We start from the raw sequence: 17736 nt of genomic DNA, 5'->3' as shown, positions 1-17736 counted from the left end.
GAAACAACCGTGAAAAAAATTAACGAAACATCATTATGCATCTAAAAAACTTGTTCTTAATTATCGGTTGTGCGCTAAATATCGCACAGCTCTACGCTCAGGATTCTTATTTGATTGTAAAGAATAAGAACGGCGCTACACTAGGATATGCTCCTCACTCGGGGGTAAAAATTTTAAAAATAAAAGGAGTGAATTTTAAAGACCTGAACAAAAATGGCCGACTCGATAAATACGAAGATTGGCGCCTGCCCGCGGAAGACAGAGCAGAAGATCTTGCAAAAAAAATGTCGATTGAACAAATAGCAGGCCTCATGCTGTATAGCCGCCACCAGGCCATTCCTGCCCTCCCGGGCGGATACTTCGGAGGCACCTATAATGGTGGTCGCAGCTTTCCGGAAAGTGGGGCCAAAGCGTGGGAATTAAGCGATCAGCAAAAGCAATTTTTAAAAAGGGATAACCTGCGACATGTACTCCTCACTTCCGTTCAAAGCCCGGAAATCGCTGCCAAATGGAACAACGCTGAGCAGGCTTACGTGGAAGGGCTGGGGCTCGGCATCCCTGCTAACAATAGTTCTGACCCCAGGCACACTGCAAAAGCCACAACTGAATTTAATGCAGGCGCAGGTGGCATAATTTCTCTATGGCCTGATGGGCTGGCAATGGCTGCCACCTTTGATCCCGATATAACACGTCAATTTGGTAAAATCGCTTCTCAGGAATACAGGGCCCTGGGGATCACAACGGCGCTGTCTCCTCAGGCTGACCTTGGCACCGAGCCCAGGTGGTACCGGATTACAGGAACTTTTGGAGAAAGCCCGGAACTGGCGCGTGACATGACAATGGCTTATATCGACGGTTTTCAGACATCGTCGGGAAAAAAAGAAATAAAAGATGGCTGGGGATATAAAAGTGTGAACGCGATGGTAAAACACTGGCCGGGCGGTGGCCCCGAGGAAGGCGGCAGAGATGCACACTGGGCTTATGGTAAATTTGCAGTATATCCCGGAGCAAATCTGAAAGATCATTTAACACCCTTTATCGACGGCGCCTTTCAACTAAAAGGAAAAACCGGCAAGGCATCGGCGATCATGCCCTATTACACCATTAGCTATGGCATCGATAGCATCTATAATGAAAATGTAGGTAATGGTTTCAGCAAATATATCCTGACCGATCTCCTGCGAAAGCAACATAATTATGACGGCGTTATCTGTACCGACTGGCTGGTAACGGCTGATGAGGGAGGCACGCCCGATATGTTTGCAGGAAAACCCTGGGGAGTCGAACAAATGAATGTTGCCGAAAGACACTATAAAGCGCTGATAGCTGGCGTCGACCAGTTTGGCGGGAATAATGAACAACAACCGGTTATCGATGCTTACCACATGGGCGTGAACGAATTCGGAGTACGGCTGACGCGCCGGCGTTTTGAGGCTTCTGCCCGTCGATTATTGATGAATATGTTCCGCACCGGCCTGTTTGAAAATCCTTATCTGGACCCGTTAGAAACCAAAAAATTAGTGGGTAACGCAGCTTTTATGAAAGCCGGATACGAGGCGCAATTAAAATCTGTGGTCATGCTTAAAAATCATGAAAAAGTGTTACCGCTTCCTGCTTCTAAAACGGTGTTTATTCCTAAAATATACTATCCCGCCAGAAAGAATTTTTTTGGCCTGCTGGAACCTCCACGTTTCGAATATCCGATTGATACCAGCCTTGTATAATCGCCCAGCGAAACCGTCCTAAAAATTTCAGTCATTCCGTCCTATTTTTCACCTGCAAAAATCGCGTTTAAGCCGTCATTAAACGCAGTTTACATGCTGCTATTTTTAAAAATCATATAGTCGGTATAGCTCGAGCTGTAATTCATCTGCATTGCTGTTGTGTTAGTTATTGCATTTGCAAAGGGATTATGATAATTGCTTTGACTTGCCATCCACTCACATAATTCAACAATATTGCTTTTGTTACTGGTAAAATAAAAGTACTTTCCACACCTCAACACGTTCAGAACATCTAGATAATCCTTTAATTTCCAATATCCAGTGTAGGTGCCAACCTCGGTGCTAAGATAAGGGGGATCAACTAAAAATATAACACTAGGATTGCCACTGTATTGTTGAAAAAGCTTCTTATAATCCATTGAAACAATCGTTAAGCCGTCGAGATAACCAGTCGCATCGTAGTCACTTTCTCGTACAACATTGTAAAATGTTTCTTTGGCCAGTTTTTCATACGACAAAACGTATTTCATGCTAAAAAGCAGGGAGCTAGAAAGCGTTATATAATCAACATAGCCCGACTCCTTTGCAATTAAATCTAATATAGCGGCCTTTTCAATTTCGGGTATCCGCTTATCTTTCGGCAGACCTTTTACTATTGTTCTTATCCCGCGCAGCAGATTGTTAGTAGTTGAAATTGATTTAATTCTTTTTCGATAATTATCAAAGTCATTATAAACAACTTCGGAGGTTGGGTGTACATCTTTTACAGCCCTGCTTAAAAGACCGCTTCCACCAAACAAATCAATATAAATGCTATCTGCCGGGCATTCAATTAACCTTTGTTTAAACCCCTTCAAGAATTTTCTTTTTTGGCCCATAAAAGGTAAGGGCGCTTGATTGTAAATTTTACTCATATTCCTTTAGTTTTGTGTTCTCTGACAAATAAAATAGGTGCACGAACACCCACTAAGAGCTTAGCTCTCGGCTTGGTGTTCGTGCACCTTAATTATTCTGGGAGGTCAGAGTCCCAAAGTAAAGTCGAGGGTTTTTACTTCCTCCTAAACGATAAAATCTTATTTAACCACCCCACCAAGGGCAGCGTATTCCGCAGCAAATAGATAATTAGGCGCAGAATAGCTATTGCTAAAACGGCCAATCCAATCCATTTTAATAGTCCGAATTTCTTCTCAACATCTACACTTTTAGTTGTGGTTTGCTTTTTATAACCGGTGCTATCGTTTTTATCCATTCTGGTTGTTGCGCTACTTGAAGAGCTTACAGAAGTAGAACCACCTGATTTGCTCGTATCAATTCCCTGACTGGTTTTGAGCCTAACGTTTGTCAACTCATACTCTTCTGTTTTACCCCTTTTTGGCTTGATATTTACAGCCAGTTCACCCGAAAGGGTGGTGTAAATTGTGGCCTCGGTTCCAGTATTCTTGTCAATCGCTTTAGCTGTATCACCAGCTACTTTCAACTCATCGACATTCAGCACAAACTTCAATTCACCAGGTTGTTCATGTTCCCTTTTTACAATCTTGTCGGCGGTGAATTCCATCGTCGAGAAGATTTTATAAAAATTTTCAAAGTAGCTCGTGGCTACGCTGTCTTTTTTAGTTTGCTGGATTCCAGTCGAACTTTTTTTCACATGAACGCTGTCTACAGACGTAGAGCTGCGCTGTATTTTTCGCTTAACGTGACAACTTTGTATGGTAGACAAAGCTATCAGTACACTAAGAACGATTAGCTTTTTCATTATTGCTTATTTTTGGTTTCAAGTATTATTTGTTTGCTGCCTTTCGTGGCATTGAATTGCTCTATAATCTGATATTTTCTTACACTATCCTGCAATACTTCCTTTTGCATCCGTTCAAAATCTCGTAATTGCTCTAAGAACATAATTCGCTTGTCCTTTATGGCCATGTCGGCCCGCAATGCCGCTTTTTCTTCCGCACACTGCGGGTTGCTATTCATCGCCAAATACAAGATGAATCCCAGCAATGCTATAATTACCACAATAAACAGCACGTTATACGAGCTGCTCTTATCCTTACTCAGCGTCGTTACAGCTTCTGCCGGGTTAATGCTTTCTATAGGCAGTATGTTTTTGATATCGTCGGGCATTTTGCTTTAAATTTTACATTACGGGAGACATCCATCTCCATGAATTTCCCTGATTGTCGAAAACCTTGATCATTGGAATAATAGTGCCGCCGCCACTGTAGGTTATTACTTTGCCGGTACCGATCGGTTCATAGTTGAACGGACTGCCCGATCTTGCAAACCATTTGATGTCAACCGCTGCCGTATTTTCCGGGTTACTTCCAACATAGTTATAAGTCGCCGTCCTGGTACTGCCTGAACTGGTAAATCCAACGTTGGCCGCGTAGGGTTTTGTAGGCATATCACCCAGCCCGAAATAGCCGTTTATTTCGTTTAGATAGGCCGTTCTTTCAGCGTCTGTAAACTTGCTAAAACGGTGAAAAATGCCCAACATTATATGTTCTGTGACGTGGGTGTAAATGCCCGCAGTAAGCATGTAGCGCCGTGTAGTAATGCCTGGACTAACGGTGGCGGCGGAAACGGTTCCGATATCCTGTCCGTTATACCATAAACGGATTTGTACACCCGTGCCGCTATACGCTTCGACCAAGCAATGTATAACAGAAACCTGCAAATATTGTAAGGCCGGATTGCCGGGGAACCATATTGTACTGTCAATTCCTCTAAACTGACTGGTACCGCCAAAGCCGATGTAAAATGAACCTGGTAAGCTTTGTATGGCCTCCCATCCCTGACCGGGCATGTGACGGAAAACAAGCGTAAACTCTTCCGGTAAAGCTTTAGGGCTACCTTGCGTAGTACCGGGCAACGGTGCAGCAAAATAACACTCACTATGATTTAGAAACTCAACACCTTTTCCAAGCTTTGTAGGTAAACCTAATTGGGGTGCAGGAATCCCGGTATAAGGTAGATTAACGCCTCCTTTCGCTGCCGCAATGGTCGCAACGACTTCACCTTCCGTTGCCGGTTGACCCGCGCCATTTAAAGCATCGTCGAAAAAATAAGCCACATCAACAGCGTCTAAAATCGCATCTCTATTTTCAGGTTCAGGCTCAACAACTTCGTCTGTGAAGTTTGTTTTCCGGTACCGGATATTTACGAGCCTGGTTGTTGGGTTGAAAGTAACCGTAAAACGATCATCGTCGCAGGTTACGTTTTGAATAGTCCCGGTACCGCCAATAACGAAGGATAAATCATACCAGCTGAGGCGCTGTTTATTGGGAACATCCGTAAAATCAAGCGCAACATTCAAATTATTACCGGAAACGCTTTCCGATTTATCAATCGTTTGACGCAGGTGCTGATATTCCGCAAATTCACGCGCAGAAGTGAAAATGATATCATCGCCCATTTGGGCCTTTATCTGATCGAGCCAGCTGTTAAATACCGTACGTTCTCCACTACTCATACCATGAGTACCCATTCCTAACCACGAGGCGGTTGAAGCAGAATTTAAGTTGGTAAGATTTGTAAATGCATTGTTACCATTGCTCCAGGATGTAGCAAAATCTCGTTTCATCCAGAATAGATTACTAACTGCATTGAGAACAGATATGCGGCGAATGTAATTCCATTGATTATCCCATTGAGGCCACCCATCTGCGGTTTCATCTGCTTGAGACAGACTACAGACATATCCACGATTAGCTGCCGCTTGCGTAAATCCGCCATAGTTCGTTGGAACTACAAGGGTATTAGGCTTATAATCGGTATTGTTGAAAATTGCTTCGTCACACAAATCAACAAGATCCTGATCGGTGTACGATTCTGTGCCGCCATCGATATGCTTATAGCCGTGGTTTCCAATATCCCATCCTGCCGCAATTAAGTCCTTAGCATCATCGTATGTAATATTTCCAGCAGCGTGCGCCTCATTTTCTGGTAATGCAGGTAGCTCCGCGCCACCGGGGTTCAGAATATTTAGAAAAACACCCGCAGTAAATGGAATGTTGTTTCCGCACCCATCCGTAAAAGTTGTGGAGTCTAACTTGCTTTTATTCTCAACACTTGAAAAAGAGCCATCGTCATAATCAAAAGTGATGGCCTTTTGCTTGTTATACTTTAACAGCGGTATTGCCGCTGTCGCCCCGGCTGCTGAACTCATTTGAATTTGTAGCGCTACCGCGCCTACTGGGTCAACTACAGGCGCCGCATTGGTAACAAACGTGTATCCATCAATAGGGCTATTTTGATAGCCCGCCGCTTGCGCCATACATGATATAACCTGATTTGTGGAGGGTGGCAGATTGCTGAGTGACAGCGTGAGGCTTGAACTTTCCTGCACCCGAATACCCCCGCGCCACCAAATATAAATAGTTGCATTCGGCACTGGCGCTATACTTAAGACAGCAGACGTTGACGTCTTGTTCACTAACGCAATAACAGGCCGCGCCAGCTGATTTGCTGGCGGCGCGCCCGTTATTATCTTTCTTCTCGTTAATAAAATCATGGTTTATCCACGTTAGTTTCCTGAATAATGATTGCAGCCAGATAGCTATCCCATTGACCGGCTGTTCTTGCGAGGTTGATGTTTATTACCCCGGCGTTTGAAACAACATTATTGAACACCGTAAACATCGCGTCGGCTGTTTCTTCGCCTGATGCAGTACCGATATTCTCAAAGGTGCTTTGCGCTTTCGTAGTTCCGTTAATAGTAAATGACGCCTGATCGGTCGCACCGCCCTGGGTAACTCCGTTGATATAAATCTGGTATTTTTTTGCGTCGTTAAGTCCGGAAAGTCGAATGATAGAAGAATTGCTGCCCGAAAACAGCCAGCCTGTTTGGCCAACTTCAGTATCATATCGGCCAGTTCCGGCAGGTGAAAGCAGCGCATTGCTGGTGGATGAAAACGCCCCTGGATTAGTGACCGTCACGCCAGACGCGGCATTCTCCTGTGTTACGAGGGCCGCGCTAAAGCCATCGGCTGTCGACACCTGCGCACCGGTGGCCAAAAGATCGTTCCACTTGTTCGGCGACGTGTAAGGCGAAGCGCCTGCATATTCACTGCTGAAATTGAGCCTTAATGTGCGCTCTACGATGTAAGACGCACCTGCGCTTGTTGTTGCCGTTTGCGTAGCTGACCAGTCTGAATCCTCATATCCGGATGCCTGCGCTTTCAAACGCGCATAGTATTGTGTACTGGATGCAAGTGAGGATAATGCGCCGCTTAGTGATGATCCTGAATAACCTACTGAAGGCGCAGCGAAGGTGTTTTCCGTCGCAAATTCTACCACATAGTTTTCAGCGTTCGCCACCGATGTGATGGTAAATGGAATCGAATTTGAAGTGGGTGTACCGAGCGCCAAAGTTGGCGTTGCCAATTTCGGCACCGTACCGTTTTCTGTTGCCGCGTTTATCACTGTCGACCAGTTCGAATCTAAATAACCAGCTCCTTGCGCTTTTATTCTAAAATAATACTGCGTGTTTGGCGATAGCCCGGAAATTGTAGTGGACGTACCCGAACCTGTAAAAGCTACTGTAGGGCTGGCGAAATTGCTGGCCAGACTACGTTCAATAACGTAACCTGTAGCATTTGCGACAGCGCCCCAACTCAATGGAATTGAGGAAACGCTCGGCGTGCCTGCCGATAAAACCGGTGCAGCCAGCTGCTCGGTAGGAGCGCTTCCGCCTTCCACCCATGTTAAGTTTTTACCCAATACATTTCCGGTACCGGGTAACCCATTCAGATAATTTTCTATTAAAACCTTAAAAGCTGCTGCCAACATCTTTACTTCTGGAACAGTACCGCCTTGTCCGTCATTAACCATTTGTCCGGTAGCTGCGAACTCCGAAAAGGCAGCGGATGGCGTATCTAAATCATCTGTGGTAGCAAGATTGTCCGGGTCTTGAAGCTTCACCGGAACATCTTCCAAATCTTCCCAACTTCCGGAACCTGTCCCGGCTCCCGGATCACCTTTAGGACCGGGAGGGCCAACCGGGCCGATAGGCCCTATGGGGCCAGTTGCCCCGGTAGCACCTGTTGCGCCAGTTGCTCCCGTTGCGCCGGTAGCACCCGCAGGGCCAGTGGCTCCCGCCGGGCCGCGCGCCTCCATCAATGTTTTTGACCACGAATTAGTAAGTATAGAATAATCTAAAAATACGTAGTTATCTAAATAGTCCGTTGGTGTCACTTCGATAGAAACCGTAGTACCTGCGGCAATCTTAAGATTGTTATAGATGCCTGCACCCGATGCGATATACCTTACGTTTTGGGTTGGTATTTCCATCGTATCAGCAGGTGTAAGAATGGGCGAAATGCTGCTATTGATAAAGAGCGTATCAATCAGATCATAAAAATCTTGTTGCGTCGGGCGCGCTCCCGGCCTGAAAGACATTTTTAAATTACTTGTACTACGAATTGCCATATTAAATTGATTGATTGTTAATAACAGACCAGAAAACACTTGTCACGACACCGTCCGTCGAGCTATTAGTTAGAAAGGGCATGGAGATTTCGCAAACTGCGTTCGTTTTCTGGATGTACTTTACGCCTGCCGAATTCAGCACGTCAAGGTCGGTACTCGATGGCTGCTGCCTTTCGGTTGAAAGAATAACACTGTAATTCGTGTGCGGCACAGTTAACGGCAGGCGCAACGCGATTGGATTAGAAATGCCATTTATCAGCCCAAATTCGCCCGCGCTGGTTGTATAAGTACTATTGGTGTCGTTACCGCCCACACCCACAATTCTACTCCATCCTTGTGCGATCACATAACGTTTCATCGAATCATAAACGGCCTTACTTGTTGCCAGCGTCGTTGAATCATTCAAAGAATAACTATCGCTTTTCTTATTTATTTTTTGAGTAAGCTGTTTGATAGTATCGATTCGGAAAAAATCAGTAAGCAACGTACCGGCGGCAGCAGGAATCGCGGTTCTTACAACATATAAATTTCGCTCAATACCGTCTTTATAAGGTTTTTGGGTAATCACCTCCTGTACGGCAACATGCGTTAAATTTTCGCCGCCCGCAAATGGCAACACCTCTCCGTTAAGCAGTATGACGCCGGGAGAAATAACACTTCCCGCAATTTCACAACCGTTTATTATTACATTATCACCAAAGGCTTTTAAAAGTTGCAGGATAGCCGTGGACTGATATTGCTGCAAAGCTGCTAACACGTCCTGATAGGCCATTAATCCGCCAATATTGTTTAGTTGTAACTTATCCATTAGTTATTTCAAATTTTGTTGTTGGTAGTTTTAGCGCCTTTAGCTGCGCTGTCATTACAGGTATGTGCTCATTTAATTCAGCTGGAATTGTTACAATGAAAATCCCGGCTAACCCATTCGCTTCGGCGCTAGTGTAAAAAACGCCTTCAGCTTCATTTTCCCCTTCATTATACATTACCAACTCATCGTCTTCCGCTTCCAGGTACAGTACCGACGTATCCTTATAATCGGGGTCGGCTATTGCTATTCTGCGCAAATCGAAGTCGTAATGATCATTTAAAAACTTTTCCAGAAAACACACCTGTGGGGAAATCAAAAGTTTGTATTCGATGCCTATTTTATAGTTGATAAACAAAGAATAGATATGCATTACTGGCGAAATAACAGAGTGTAAAAGCGCCCTGATTCTAACCTGCCTAAGTCTGACCGGAATAAACTGAATCGTAAATTTCTGCCAGTCTATATCGTATATCTTTCTTTTAAACATTAACTAAACGGTATATAGGTTATTACCAAATCTTCGTCCGCGGCAAAACGCATATAACCGGCACGCGGTATTATCAGCTCGTTAATATTGGTAAATTCAAAACTCCCGTAGGCGCTTTGCGCAAGTGTCACCGGGCATAGTACAACACCTTCAAGCTCCTGAACATAGTCTTCGTGTTTTTGAATGGCATACACACCATTGAAGCTGATTTGCTTCAGATAGTCTTTTATCGCATTTTTTACAACATCATTAGCTGTGCCATCAAGCCGGTTTCCGCTATCGTCCAATACAAGCGGATCATAAAAGATTTTCCACGTCATTTTTATTCGGTCAGGCGAATTACTTTCAACTTCGATTTTCACACCGGCATCTTTTATCCGGCCAATGTATTCCTTAACACCGCTAAGCTCACTTATTGATAATTGCCCCAAATCATCGTTATCCTCTTTGGCAACTTTGAGTTGTAGAAAAACAGCACCGGTTACATCTTCACGCTCCACAACCGCGCTATACTTTACAATTTTCGCATCGATAACCTGTTGTTCAGAATAACCTTCAGTATCGTAGATGTCGGAATCAGCTGGCAATGCGAATCCATGCAGGTATTCTTTAGCCTTGTTGACATACCAGCGAGGCGTATGCGGTTTTAGTTCACGCAAAGCTATATCCACATCGCTTCTTAAAAGATCAAAAAGAGTTTCTAAAATGAAGGCGGACACCGCGAAAACAAAACACAACAATCGCAGAATGTTTGTTTTGCTCCAATTGGCAGGATTAATGGCAACTCCAATAGTGGCCATTTCATCAACTAAAACCTGTTGGATGCTTAATTGTATTTCTTCTCTACTTCTTGCCATTTAACTTACTTTAAAATCCAAACCAACGCGCCAAACTCCGAGACCATCTGCTATTTCACCAGCGGACGAGGCAGGCTTATTAATATTTAAAACCTCAACAATTTTTGCAGAAGCTACAGGGCCGGCTTCTACTGGTTGCAACTGCTCGTCAGTTATGCTTAAATCATTGTCTAAACAGATGCCCACAGCCGCGTCAATGCTTCCCACTGCCTGTATAGCAACGTCAGCAATGCATTGATCACTATTCTGAATAACTTGCGTCATATTTTAAATCCCCATTTGATTCATCGTAGCTGATCGACCGAACCGCAATGCCATCGTTAACAAACCTTGTTCGCACTTCATGCAGCATGCCCGGTATATCTTCACCACGTAAATAGTTAACTATACCGACCGTCGCCAACGGGCTTTCTTTAAATTCTCCCTTTTGACAAATGATAATCAGTTCTTGATGTTGTAAATCGCTAATGCCTTTAACAACATCATCATTTGCTATCTGCAAATCATTGTCGGTATTTAATAAAAGATCAATCATTGTATCTTTCCTAAAACGCTATTTCCTGTTACCGCTCCACCTCCGGACGGAGCCACAAGCCCGGTACCCGGAATAGTTAGTTTTATGTTGGCTATAAAATGGTTTATGATTTCGTTCGCTACTGCTTGCCAAAATTCCTTTCTCGCTCGATCTAAATCCTCTTTCTTAATATCTTTATCATTCCACAGCTTAGCCTTGTTATATAAAGCCAGTCCCAGTATTTCAGCGTTTAACGGCATATTATTTTAAAATTGTTTCAACTTTAGTTTTGGCTTGAATAAGCTTTGCCAGGTCAGGGCCTTTACCCTGCATCACCACTATCACCTGCACCGCCTCAATAATCAGGTTTATAACGTCTAGGAGGCTGTCAGACTGATTCGCTATTAAACATCCAGCTTTATCCAGTTCAAATTTTTTATTACCAATATGCAGTTCCACACCTTCAACTTCACTCATCATTTGCACTACAAACTGACCGTCTGATATCCTTTCAATTAAAACGGTGGAGCCCGGTGTCGGAAAAATCTTAAACCCCTTTTCACCGTTCATTGTCGCCTTCAGGCGAACGTCTGAAATTTCCAACCCATCAACATCAGCAACGCACCTGGAATTCTCTTTATCTACACTTTTAATTGTGCCGATTGAAACAACGCCTAGCCCCTTATCACCCAGCGACCTTAATTTTTGATATAATTCCAGCGCTTCTTTCATCGTAATTTAAAGTCAATATCAAGTTGCTGTCTTATGCCGCCGGCAGTATCACATTTTTTTGTCACGGTTCCTATGTAGTAATTGCCATTGCGATTGAACTGCGGATCGTCGATATGCGCAATCATATCAGGTTGCGCTTCGGGGATCAGAAACGTCTCGAAAGAACCTTTAAAACCGATATAAGTCCGTTGCGTAATTTCACTATCGGCCATTTTTCTTAAAGTCTCATTATCGACAATCCCGTTAATTTTTTTCTTTACAACCAATTCGCCGTTACTATCGCCAAACTGCTTTTTTTCAATAGTTCCGTCCGGCTTTGTGATTTCCCAAATAACCTTTACTGTTTGTGTCACGGTATTGTACTTAAGCTCTGACACATTGATGGTATTATTGGCCGGCCCATTAATAGCGTACTTTACAATCTTTTCCACATTCGCGTTATAAAGTAGTCCTGCATGCAGCCTATTGCCTTTCAAACGAATTGAAAACATGGGATACCAGTCCTTTAACTGCTGCAATGCCCACAATGCGGACTGATCGTTAACCACAAAGTTTTTTACTTCAACAACGGGTACATTTTCTACCACCGATAACCCGGCATTGAACACCTTATTAACTTCAGATACCAGGAAGTTTAAAACCTCTTTTAAAGAACTGTTGAACGTTTTTTTAATGTTCGTTTTGCGGAATAAATACACAGCGTCTTCACATTCCAACACCACCGGAATAGACTTATCAATTCGTCGGATGTAGCCGGTAAACTGGATCGCATTTTTATAGTCGTAGCCAAACGCGATTGTTATCGGATCGCCCTCTTTTATTTTGTCCGCTACTTGTACCGCCTCCTTTTTATCATTGTTGCGCATGATAGCCGACGCCGGTATTTCAATTTTTGCAGCCTGTACGATTTGGTGAACGCTTTGCTTAATCTCACAGGAATGAAAGCCATTCAGCCTATAGCCGCCCATCTCTATTTCACCAGTTATCTGACCCAGGTACATTACTTGATTAAAAGTTCAAATTCAATATTACTTCTGCCGTCGATCTGTATAACTTCTGTGTTTTCACTATTCTCGTTATCCAGTACCGCAATTCGAGTGATTAAAAAATTATTGGTTTCATCTTCGCCATTTGTCGACTTTAGGTACGGATAGGTTAAGGCACATTTAAGCGTTACCAAATCCCGACCTTTTATTTTCTTTCCCTGCTCATCGGTTCGCTTTCCTCGGTACAATTCTGCGATTTCTTTGTATTGTTCCGCAGGCCACAAATTTTCATCACTATGAATAGTAGTGATTATGCTGATATCATACGGGCGCTCATACACTTTTTCAAATACAGTTCCGCGATCGATCACATCTGTTTCAATAATGCCCTTTTCACCGCTGATCATAATCACCGCGTTGGGTAAATTATAATCCTTCAACCCATCATTTATTACAACCGGCATAAACTCGTAGCGACCGAGTGAATAATCTGTTACCTGAATTACTGGATTGCCAAAAGAGTCGTATTGATCTTTCAGCGTTCCTTCCTGTTGATCAAATCCGCTGGCAACCCTATCGCCTTCACCGCGTTTTGGCCCTGTTGGGAAGGGCAATCCGGTTTTTGGCGTAATTCGATTCAGAAGCCCATTAAGCGATATGCTAATCATGACCACCACCTCCTTTCTGATCTACGCTATTTAGCGCCATTAAAATTTCGTTCACTACGTCGGTTCCTGCCCTTTTGCCGGCATCTCGTGGGCCTCCATTGGTATTAACGACAAGCGTATCCTGCAATTTGTGAATCGTAATTGTGTAACTAGTAGGCCGGTTTCCACCCTCATTTATTCCCCGTGCTTTACCTGCGCCAGCTCCCGCGGCCTGCCTTGCCATTCCCAGTTCTTGAGAGGCGTTTGTTTTGGAATTCTGTTTGCTTATTTCAGATGCAGCCGCGCCGGCACCAGTCGGGATGCCTACTTTTTGGCTAATACTACTTAACGCATCTTTGAAAGTTTTACCTGTGTCAACAAGCTTCACCCCGGCCAGCGCTTCTGTCGCCTTCTTATCAAAGTCCTTTTCTTTTGCCTGGCTTTCGGCTATAGCTTTCATGCGAACCTTCTGATCTTCGGCCATCTTTTGCATACCAGCGTTTGCGGCATCCTGATCCCATAAAGACTTAAAGCTCAACCATGCCACTTTTAAGCGGTCGATACCTGACAGAAAGAAATTTTCGGTTTGCAACCAAACTGTTATAAAACTCTGTTTAAAGAGTTGCCAATTATTATCCAACCAGGCTATAAGGTTTTCCCATGCAGCGCCCCAACCTTCATATTTGTAAATTATGTAAGCGATCCAGGCAGCGAGCGCAACTATACCCGCAATAACAAGCCCTATAGGGTTGGCAGTCATAGCGGCATTTAGCAGCCACTGTGCGCCAGTCCATAAATTAGTAGCCGCCGTAATGGCCAACGTGACCGTTTTGGAAATAGCCATCTGAATGGCAAACCCTGCAACTATAGCTGTAATTGACAAAACAATAGGGTTTCCTTCCTGAAATTTATCCCAAACCCACTTTAAAGCGTCTCCGACCTTACTCAATCCCCCAACAACGACATCTGTCATTACCCCAATGCCCGTAATTAACTGATCCAATAGCGGCATAAGAACCGGCTTTAATTGGTCATATATGGAAATAAGCCCTTCGCTAAAGGCATCCTTCAAATTGCTTACTTTTCCGGCAAAAGTGCTACTTGCTTTTTCGGCGCCCTGATAAAATAAGCCTTGTTGGTCGGTCGCCCACTCAAAAGCTGTCGCTAATTCACCAGCGCTTATCCCGCCCTCCTCCATTCTTTTTTTCAGGCGGGCCATGCTTTCGCCGGTTCGCTCACTGATCACCTGCAAAGGGTTAAAGCCGGCGTTGATCATCTGCAACAAATCTTGCCCTTGTAATTTACCAGCGCTTGTGGCTTGCGAGAATGCCAGGGTTAAAGATTTCATCTTTTGCGCATCACCCATTGCGATATCACCGATATTTTTCAGTTTGCCAAAAGCAAATTCAGTCGACAAGCCAAAAGACATCATTGTTTTTTGTCCGTCGATTATATCAGCCTTTTCGTAAGGCGTTTTAATGCTATAGGTTGACAATTCGCTAAAAAGACGCCCTGCTTTCTCTACATCACCTCTTAACAAAGTCGTGATGTTTGTTTTTTGCAAGTCGCTTTCCATTCCCTTATTAATCGCGCCGCCCAATAATACCCCTAGTCCTAATCCACCAGCCACCAAAGGCCCGCCAATCATATCTATGACACCACGCGGCGAAAATGACGAAAGCATCCCGCCCAAAGGACTACCCATCGTTTGCGTCTTAATTGTAACAACCTTATCCTTAAGAGAGGATAGCCCGTTTTTAATTCTACTGATGATGTTGGTAGCTGTGTCGCGGGCGCCGATCCCTATAACTTTACTCTTTATTCCAGCCACGCCCGTCTTAATACGGTTTAAAATTCCAGTAGCATTGTCGTTGCCCTTCACAGTTATCGTTTTAACTGTGGGGCTGCTAACATTGCTTTCAATACGATTAGCATCGGCAATAATGTTGTTAGCTGCGCTTTCAAAAGAGTTTGCAGCGCCTTGAGTGGCAGCATCAAAAGTGCTGCCAATTGAACTGGCAACCTGCTCAACGCTTCCGCCGACTTGCTTCATTTCAGTATCAGCGCGATCCGAAAGATCATCAAAGGCAGTAGAAGCTTTGCCCAGATTGCCAAACAGCCGCTCAAATGGAGCCGTAGCATAATCTAGAACCTCTAATACATATTGTACGCCTTTACTCATTTTTATTGAACGATGCCTTTTCGACTAGGAAAAGGCATCGCTATTAATTTTTACCTTCAGCTTCTTGCTTCCGAATGTCTTTAAGTACTGCATAAGTTGCCGCCCACTCTTCATCGTTCAAGCCGTCGGGATCTATTTTTAAATGGTATCTAATTTGGGTGTCTATATACAGCAGGAAGTTTCGGTTATACCTACCATCTGCCTGCTCTAGAACTTTTTTATTTTAGCGAGCTTACCCTTAGTAAGAGCCGGCACAACATCTACAATGCCGTACATATCTTCATCATTTTCCAAAACAGAGCGATCACCAGCCACAAAGCAATTAATAAGGATTATCTCCATGTATTTAAGCTTATCCTTATCCAAAAACGATAAGGCGGCTCTCAAGGTCGGGCGACTGGCCTTTTTAAAATAGGCCAACTTGCCATCTACTTCCACCTCGTGAATTTCTCCACCATGTTTTTTCTTAAGCTCTTCGATCTGTTCAGGAGATTGATAGCCGCTTAACTTAGATTTATCAGATTCAGAAGATATCGGCTTTGCGTCTTCCGGGATAATTACCGTTTCGTTGTCAGATGGTATGATAACATCGGTCTCATTTTGGGGTTGATTTGAGTTCATTAGAATAGTATTGGGGTTTTTAGATCGAAAATTGAATAGTTAATTATTGTTGATAAAGAATATCGATGGCAAGAAAATCCAACTTCACTTCCATGTCACTATCACCCTGTTTAAAGTTTTTAGGGAGGTTGACAAATTCAGCGCCGACAATTCGATCTCTTACTACTGCACCGCTATCTGCGTTCAGGTAATGACTCTGAATGTCCATTACTAGCAAAGTCAAATCATTTTGAGGCGCAACCCTTATCATTGCCTCAACTTCGCTTTGCCCCAACGTCAAAGAACCGGTAGGCTCAACATTTTGTCGCTGGATGCCCTTGACGCCGGAACCACGGCCATAAAGTTGCTTTTTAGTACGTTTTTTATCATACTCAATAGCAAGAATTCGCTCGAAAGTTCGGCCCATTGCCGTAACAGTGATATCCTCCCATGCAAATTCAATATTGTTGATACTCATAAAAAGTTAGTTTTGGTTTATTGCAAAAAAATTGCGGCGTTATTCTTCAATAGCGCGCGCGTAACCGATTTTAACGTTGAAGGTTTTGGCCTGACCCCGGCGAACGATGGCGATTTCAGCGTCAACCTCGTCGTTGACGATATCGCTGTTAGGATCAATCGTACATTTCACACCGGATATTTCAGGTTTTTTGTCCACGCCGGTATTGATCATATTGGCACGAATGTCGTTTTCTACATCACTTTCCCAATCGCTGATAAGCGAAGACTCTACCTTCCCGGTTGTTGGATTCAGATCGACAGTGGCACGCAGCTTGTTAACTAGGCTGGCGTAAGCAATACGATGAACCTTATTGATAGTCCGGTTCCAACTGATTGAACTGTAATCGCTGGAAATAGCCGTCATCGTATTATCGTCGTTAAAGAAAAAGCCTTGCTTTCCTGGCTCCTTGTAAAGGAAAATCACAGCCTTAGTGTTGAGTGCCGCCCAGCTGCTTTTTAGGTTCATTACGGGAACCGCATCTGGGAAAAAGGCGGTATCGAAAATAGGGCCGCTTGCGATTTGTGAAAAATTTTCGCTAACCTGGTGACGAACTAACCATCCGGCTAACGCACCCATTGAGATATGACCGTCGGCCTTTTCACAGGCAGCGCTTACGGCGACATTGTCTTTTGTCAAAGTAGCACGCAAGGGCATTTCGGCGATCTTCGTAGTATCCATCAACAGCGCTGGCAGAATGCCGACAAATGGAACATTCAGGTTTTGGTACTGCACGGCCATTTCATTTAGATTAGAAACGGCTGCGGTTACATCTGCGTCCCATCCTGCTGTAATAGTAGGAACATAACCTGCCGCTGGCTTACGGTTAACGAGTAGAATGACACCCCGATCTTGCGTAAATGTGATCAATTTCCTGGCGATATCATTTGCCACATCGCAGATATCCTCTAACGTTGTCGCATCGCTGACCAACATGAAATTTAGCTCAGCACCTTCACCAGCTTTGCCATAAAAGTCAATAATATCGCGATGAGCAAGCGGGTTATTTGCTTCCGTGATACCTAAATCCACAAGTGCGAGACTCGAAAAGATTTGTTTTGGTTCACTTAATGCGATTTTGCCTGCTACGGCTGTGCCACTAAGAACGAGGCAAACCACCGCGTCTTCAGTTGGGTCTGTTCTGTTCAGCTGGCCGGCACCCCTTGATATATTGATACTCATTTTACGTTTGGTTTATAGCCCGCGCCTTTTGGTAGCGGGCTAATGGTTTTATACTTAATAAAAAATGAATC

Annotated in this window: 19 protein-coding genes; 1 reads left to right on the top strand and 18 read right to left on the bottom strand. The window is 44.0% G+C overall.

What is annotated here, in order from left to right; all coding sequences use genetic code 11:
• Positions 1–35: 35 nt before the first annotated feature.
• Positions 36–1724 carry a glycoside hydrolase family 3 protein gene (locus ABDK00_RS01725; protein WP_346237781.1) on the top strand — a complete coding sequence of 563 codons (1689 nt, stop codon included), beginning with the start codon at positions 36–38 and terminating at the stop codon, positions 1722–1724.
• A gap of 89 nt (positions 1725–1813) precedes the next feature.
• Here ABDK00_RS01725 and ABDK00_RS01720 read toward each other — a convergent pair whose 3' ends face one another.
• From ABDK00_RS01720 to ABDK00_RS01635, 18 genes are all read right to left on the bottom strand, one after another.
• Positions 1814–2638: a hypothetical protein gene (locus ABDK00_RS01720; protein ID WP_346237780.1), complete on the bottom strand. Its 825-nt coding sequence runs from the start codon at positions 2636–2638 to the stop codon at positions 1814–1816.
• Positions 2639–2772: 134 nt separating this feature from the next.
• On the bottom strand, positions 2773–3480 hold the full coding sequence (locus ABDK00_RS01715; protein WP_346237779.1) for a hypothetical protein: 708 nt from the start codon (positions 3478–3480) through the stop codon (positions 2773–2775).
• Positions 3480–3848 carry a hypothetical protein gene (locus ABDK00_RS01710; RefSeq protein ID WP_346237778.1) on the bottom strand — a complete coding sequence of 123 codons (369 nt, stop codon included), beginning with the start codon at positions 3846–3848 and terminating at the stop codon, positions 3480–3482. The genes ABDK00_RS01715 and ABDK00_RS01710 overlap by 1 nt, the downstream gene beginning before the upstream one ends.
• 13 nt (positions 3849–3861) lie before the next feature.
• Positions 3862–6237 carry a hypothetical protein gene (locus ABDK00_RS01705; protein ID WP_346237777.1) on the bottom strand — a complete coding sequence of 792 codons (2376 nt, stop codon included), beginning with the start codon at positions 6235–6237 and terminating at the stop codon, positions 3862–3864.
• Positions 6234–8153, bottom strand: coding sequence for a fibronectin type III domain-containing protein (locus ABDK00_RS01700; RefSeq protein ID WP_346237776.1), 1920 nt, complete (start codon positions 8151–8153; stop codon positions 6234–6236). Before ABDK00_RS01700 ends, ABDK00_RS01705 begins: the two co-directional genes overlap by 4 nt.
• 1 nt (position 8154) lies before the next feature.
• Positions 8155–8961 carry a hypothetical protein gene (locus ABDK00_RS01695; RefSeq protein ID WP_346237775.1) on the bottom strand — a complete coding sequence of 269 codons (807 nt, stop codon included), beginning with the start codon at positions 8959–8961 and terminating at the stop codon, positions 8155–8157.
• On the bottom strand, positions 8954–9331 hold the full coding sequence (locus ABDK00_RS01690; protein ID WP_346237774.1) for a hypothetical protein: 378 nt from the start codon (positions 9329–9331) through the stop codon (positions 8954–8956). The genes ABDK00_RS01695 and ABDK00_RS01690 overlap by 8 nt, the downstream gene beginning before the upstream one ends.
• A gap of 116 nt (positions 9332–9447) precedes the next feature.
• Positions 9448–10305, bottom strand: a complete 858-nt coding sequence (locus tag ABDK00_RS01685) for a hypothetical protein (RefSeq protein ID WP_346237773.1) — start codon at positions 10303–10305, stop codon at positions 9448–9450.
• Complete coding sequence (locus tag ABDK00_RS01680) at positions 10306–10569, bottom strand: hypothetical protein (protein WP_346237772.1); 264 nt, start codon at positions 10567–10569, stop codon at positions 10306–10308.
• Positions 10547–10840 (bottom strand): hypothetical protein, encoded by a 294-nt coding sequence (locus ABDK00_RS01675; protein ID WP_346237771.1) that lies wholly within the window; start codon positions 10838–10840, stop codon positions 10547–10549. Before ABDK00_RS01675 ends, ABDK00_RS01680 begins: the two co-directional genes overlap by 23 nt.
• Complete coding sequence (locus tag ABDK00_RS01670; protein WP_346237770.1) at positions 10837–11079, bottom strand: hypothetical protein; 243 nt, start codon at positions 11077–11079, stop codon at positions 10837–10839. The genes ABDK00_RS01675 and ABDK00_RS01670 overlap by 4 nt, the downstream gene beginning before the upstream one ends.
• Position 11080: 1 nt before the next feature.
• The gene (locus ABDK00_RS01665; protein WP_346237769.1) at positions 11081–11551 is read right to left on the bottom strand and encodes a hypothetical protein; all 471 of its coding nucleotides are present in this window, start codon (positions 11549–11551) and stop codon (positions 11081–11083) included.
• Complete coding sequence (locus ABDK00_RS01660) at positions 11548–12552, bottom strand: hypothetical protein (protein WP_346237768.1); 1005 nt, start codon at positions 12550–12552, stop codon at positions 11548–11550. Before ABDK00_RS01660 ends, ABDK00_RS01665 begins: the two co-directional genes overlap by 4 nt.
• Positions 12552–13151, bottom strand: coding sequence for a hypothetical protein (locus ABDK00_RS01655; protein ID WP_428400359.1), 600 nt, complete (start codon positions 13149–13151; stop codon positions 12552–12554). The genes ABDK00_RS01660 and ABDK00_RS01655 overlap by 1 nt, the downstream gene beginning before the upstream one ends.
• Positions 13152–13197: 46 nt before the next feature.
• Positions 13198–15366, bottom strand: a complete 2169-nt coding sequence (locus ABDK00_RS01650; protein ID WP_346237766.1) for a tape measure protein — start codon at positions 15364–15366, stop codon at positions 13198–13200.
• Between the two features lie 207 nt (positions 15367–15573).
• Positions 15574–15987 carry a hypothetical protein gene (locus ABDK00_RS01645; protein ID WP_346237765.1) on the bottom strand — a complete coding sequence of 138 codons (414 nt, stop codon included), beginning with the start codon at positions 15985–15987 and terminating at the stop codon, positions 15574–15576.
• A 43-nt stretch (positions 15988–16030) separates the two neighbouring features.
• Complete coding sequence (locus ABDK00_RS01640; protein ID WP_346237764.1) at positions 16031–16444, bottom strand: hypothetical protein; 414 nt, start codon at positions 16442–16444, stop codon at positions 16031–16033.
• A gap of 39 nt (positions 16445–16483) precedes the next feature.
• The gene (locus ABDK00_RS01635) at positions 16484–17665 is read right to left on the bottom strand and encodes a DUF2586 family protein (protein ID WP_346237763.1); all 1182 of its coding nucleotides are present in this window, start codon (positions 17663–17665) and stop codon (positions 16484–16486) included.
• Positions 17666–17736 lie beyond the last annotated feature (71 nt).

The sequence above is a fragment of the Niabella insulisoli genome (assembly GCF_039652435.2).
GTDB classification, from domain to species: domain Bacteria; phylum Bacteroidota; class Bacteroidia; order Chitinophagales; family Chitinophagaceae; genus Niabella; species Niabella insulamsoli.
Note: the sequence above shows the minus strand (reverse complement) of the source record. Positions and strands in the feature narration are given on the sequence as shown.

Coding starts and splice junctions, on each gene's coding strand:
- ABDK00_RS01725 (WP_346237781.1), top strand. CDS start 36: ATGCATCTAAAAAACTTGTTCTTAATTATCGGTTGTGCGCTAAATATC.
- ABDK00_RS01720 (WP_346237780.1), bottom strand. CDS start 2,638: ATGAGTAAAATTTACAATCAAGCGCCCTTACCTTTTATGGGCCAAAAA.
- ABDK00_RS01715 (WP_346237779.1), bottom strand. CDS start 3,480: ATGAAAAAGCTAATCGTTCTTAGTGTACTGATAGCTTTGTCTACCATA.
- ABDK00_RS01710 (WP_346237778.1), bottom strand. CDS start 3,848: ATGCCCGACGATATCAAAAACATACTGCCTATAGAAAGCATTAACCCG.
- ABDK00_RS01705 (WP_346237777.1), bottom strand. CDS start 6,237: ATGATTTTATTAACGAGAAGAAAGATAATAACGGGCGCGCCGCCAGCA.
- ABDK00_RS01700 (WP_346237776.1), bottom strand. CDS start 8,153: ATGGCAATTCGTAGTACAAGTAATTTAAAAATGTCTTTCAGGCCGGGA.
- ABDK00_RS01695 (WP_346237775.1), bottom strand. CDS start 8,961: ATGGATAAGTTACAACTAAACAATATTGGCGGATTAATGGCCTATCAG.
- ABDK00_RS01690 (WP_346237774.1), bottom strand. CDS start 9,331: ATGCATATCTATTCTTTGTTTATCAACTATAAAATAGGCATCGAATAC.
- ABDK00_RS01685 (WP_346237773.1), bottom strand. CDS start 10,305: ATGGCAAGAAGTAGAGAAGAAATACAATTAAGCATCCAACAGGTTTTA.
- ABDK00_RS01680 (WP_346237772.1), bottom strand. CDS start 10,569: ATGACGCAAGTTATTCAGAATAGTGATCAATGCATTGCTGACGTTGCT.
- ABDK00_RS01675 (WP_346237771.1), bottom strand. CDS start 10,840: ATGATTGATCTTTTATTAAATACCGACAATGATTTGCAGATAGCAAAT.
- ABDK00_RS01670 (WP_346237770.1), bottom strand. CDS start 11,079: ATGCCGTTAAACGCTGAAATACTGGGACTGGCTTTATATAACAAGGCT.
- ABDK00_RS01665 (WP_346237769.1), bottom strand. CDS start 11,551: ATGAAAGAAGCGCTGGAATTATATCAAAAATTAAGGTCGCTGGGTGAT.
- ABDK00_RS01660 (WP_346237768.1), bottom strand. CDS start 12,552: ATGTACCTGGGTCAGATAACTGGTGAAATAGAGATGGGCGGCTATAGG.
- ABDK00_RS01650 (WP_346237766.1), bottom strand. CDS start 15,366: ATGAGTAAAGGCGTACAATATGTATTAGAGGTTCTAGATTATGCTACG.
- ABDK00_RS01645 (WP_346237765.1), bottom strand. CDS start 15,987: ATGAACTCAAATCAACCCCAAAATGAGACCGATGTTATCATACCATCT.
- ABDK00_RS01640 (WP_346237764.1), bottom strand. CDS start 16,444: ATGAGTATCAACAATATTGAATTTGCATGGGAGGATATCACTGTTACG.
- ABDK00_RS01635 (WP_346237763.1), bottom strand. CDS start 17,665: ATGAGTATCAATATATCAAGGGGTGCCGGCCAGCTGAACAGAACAGAC.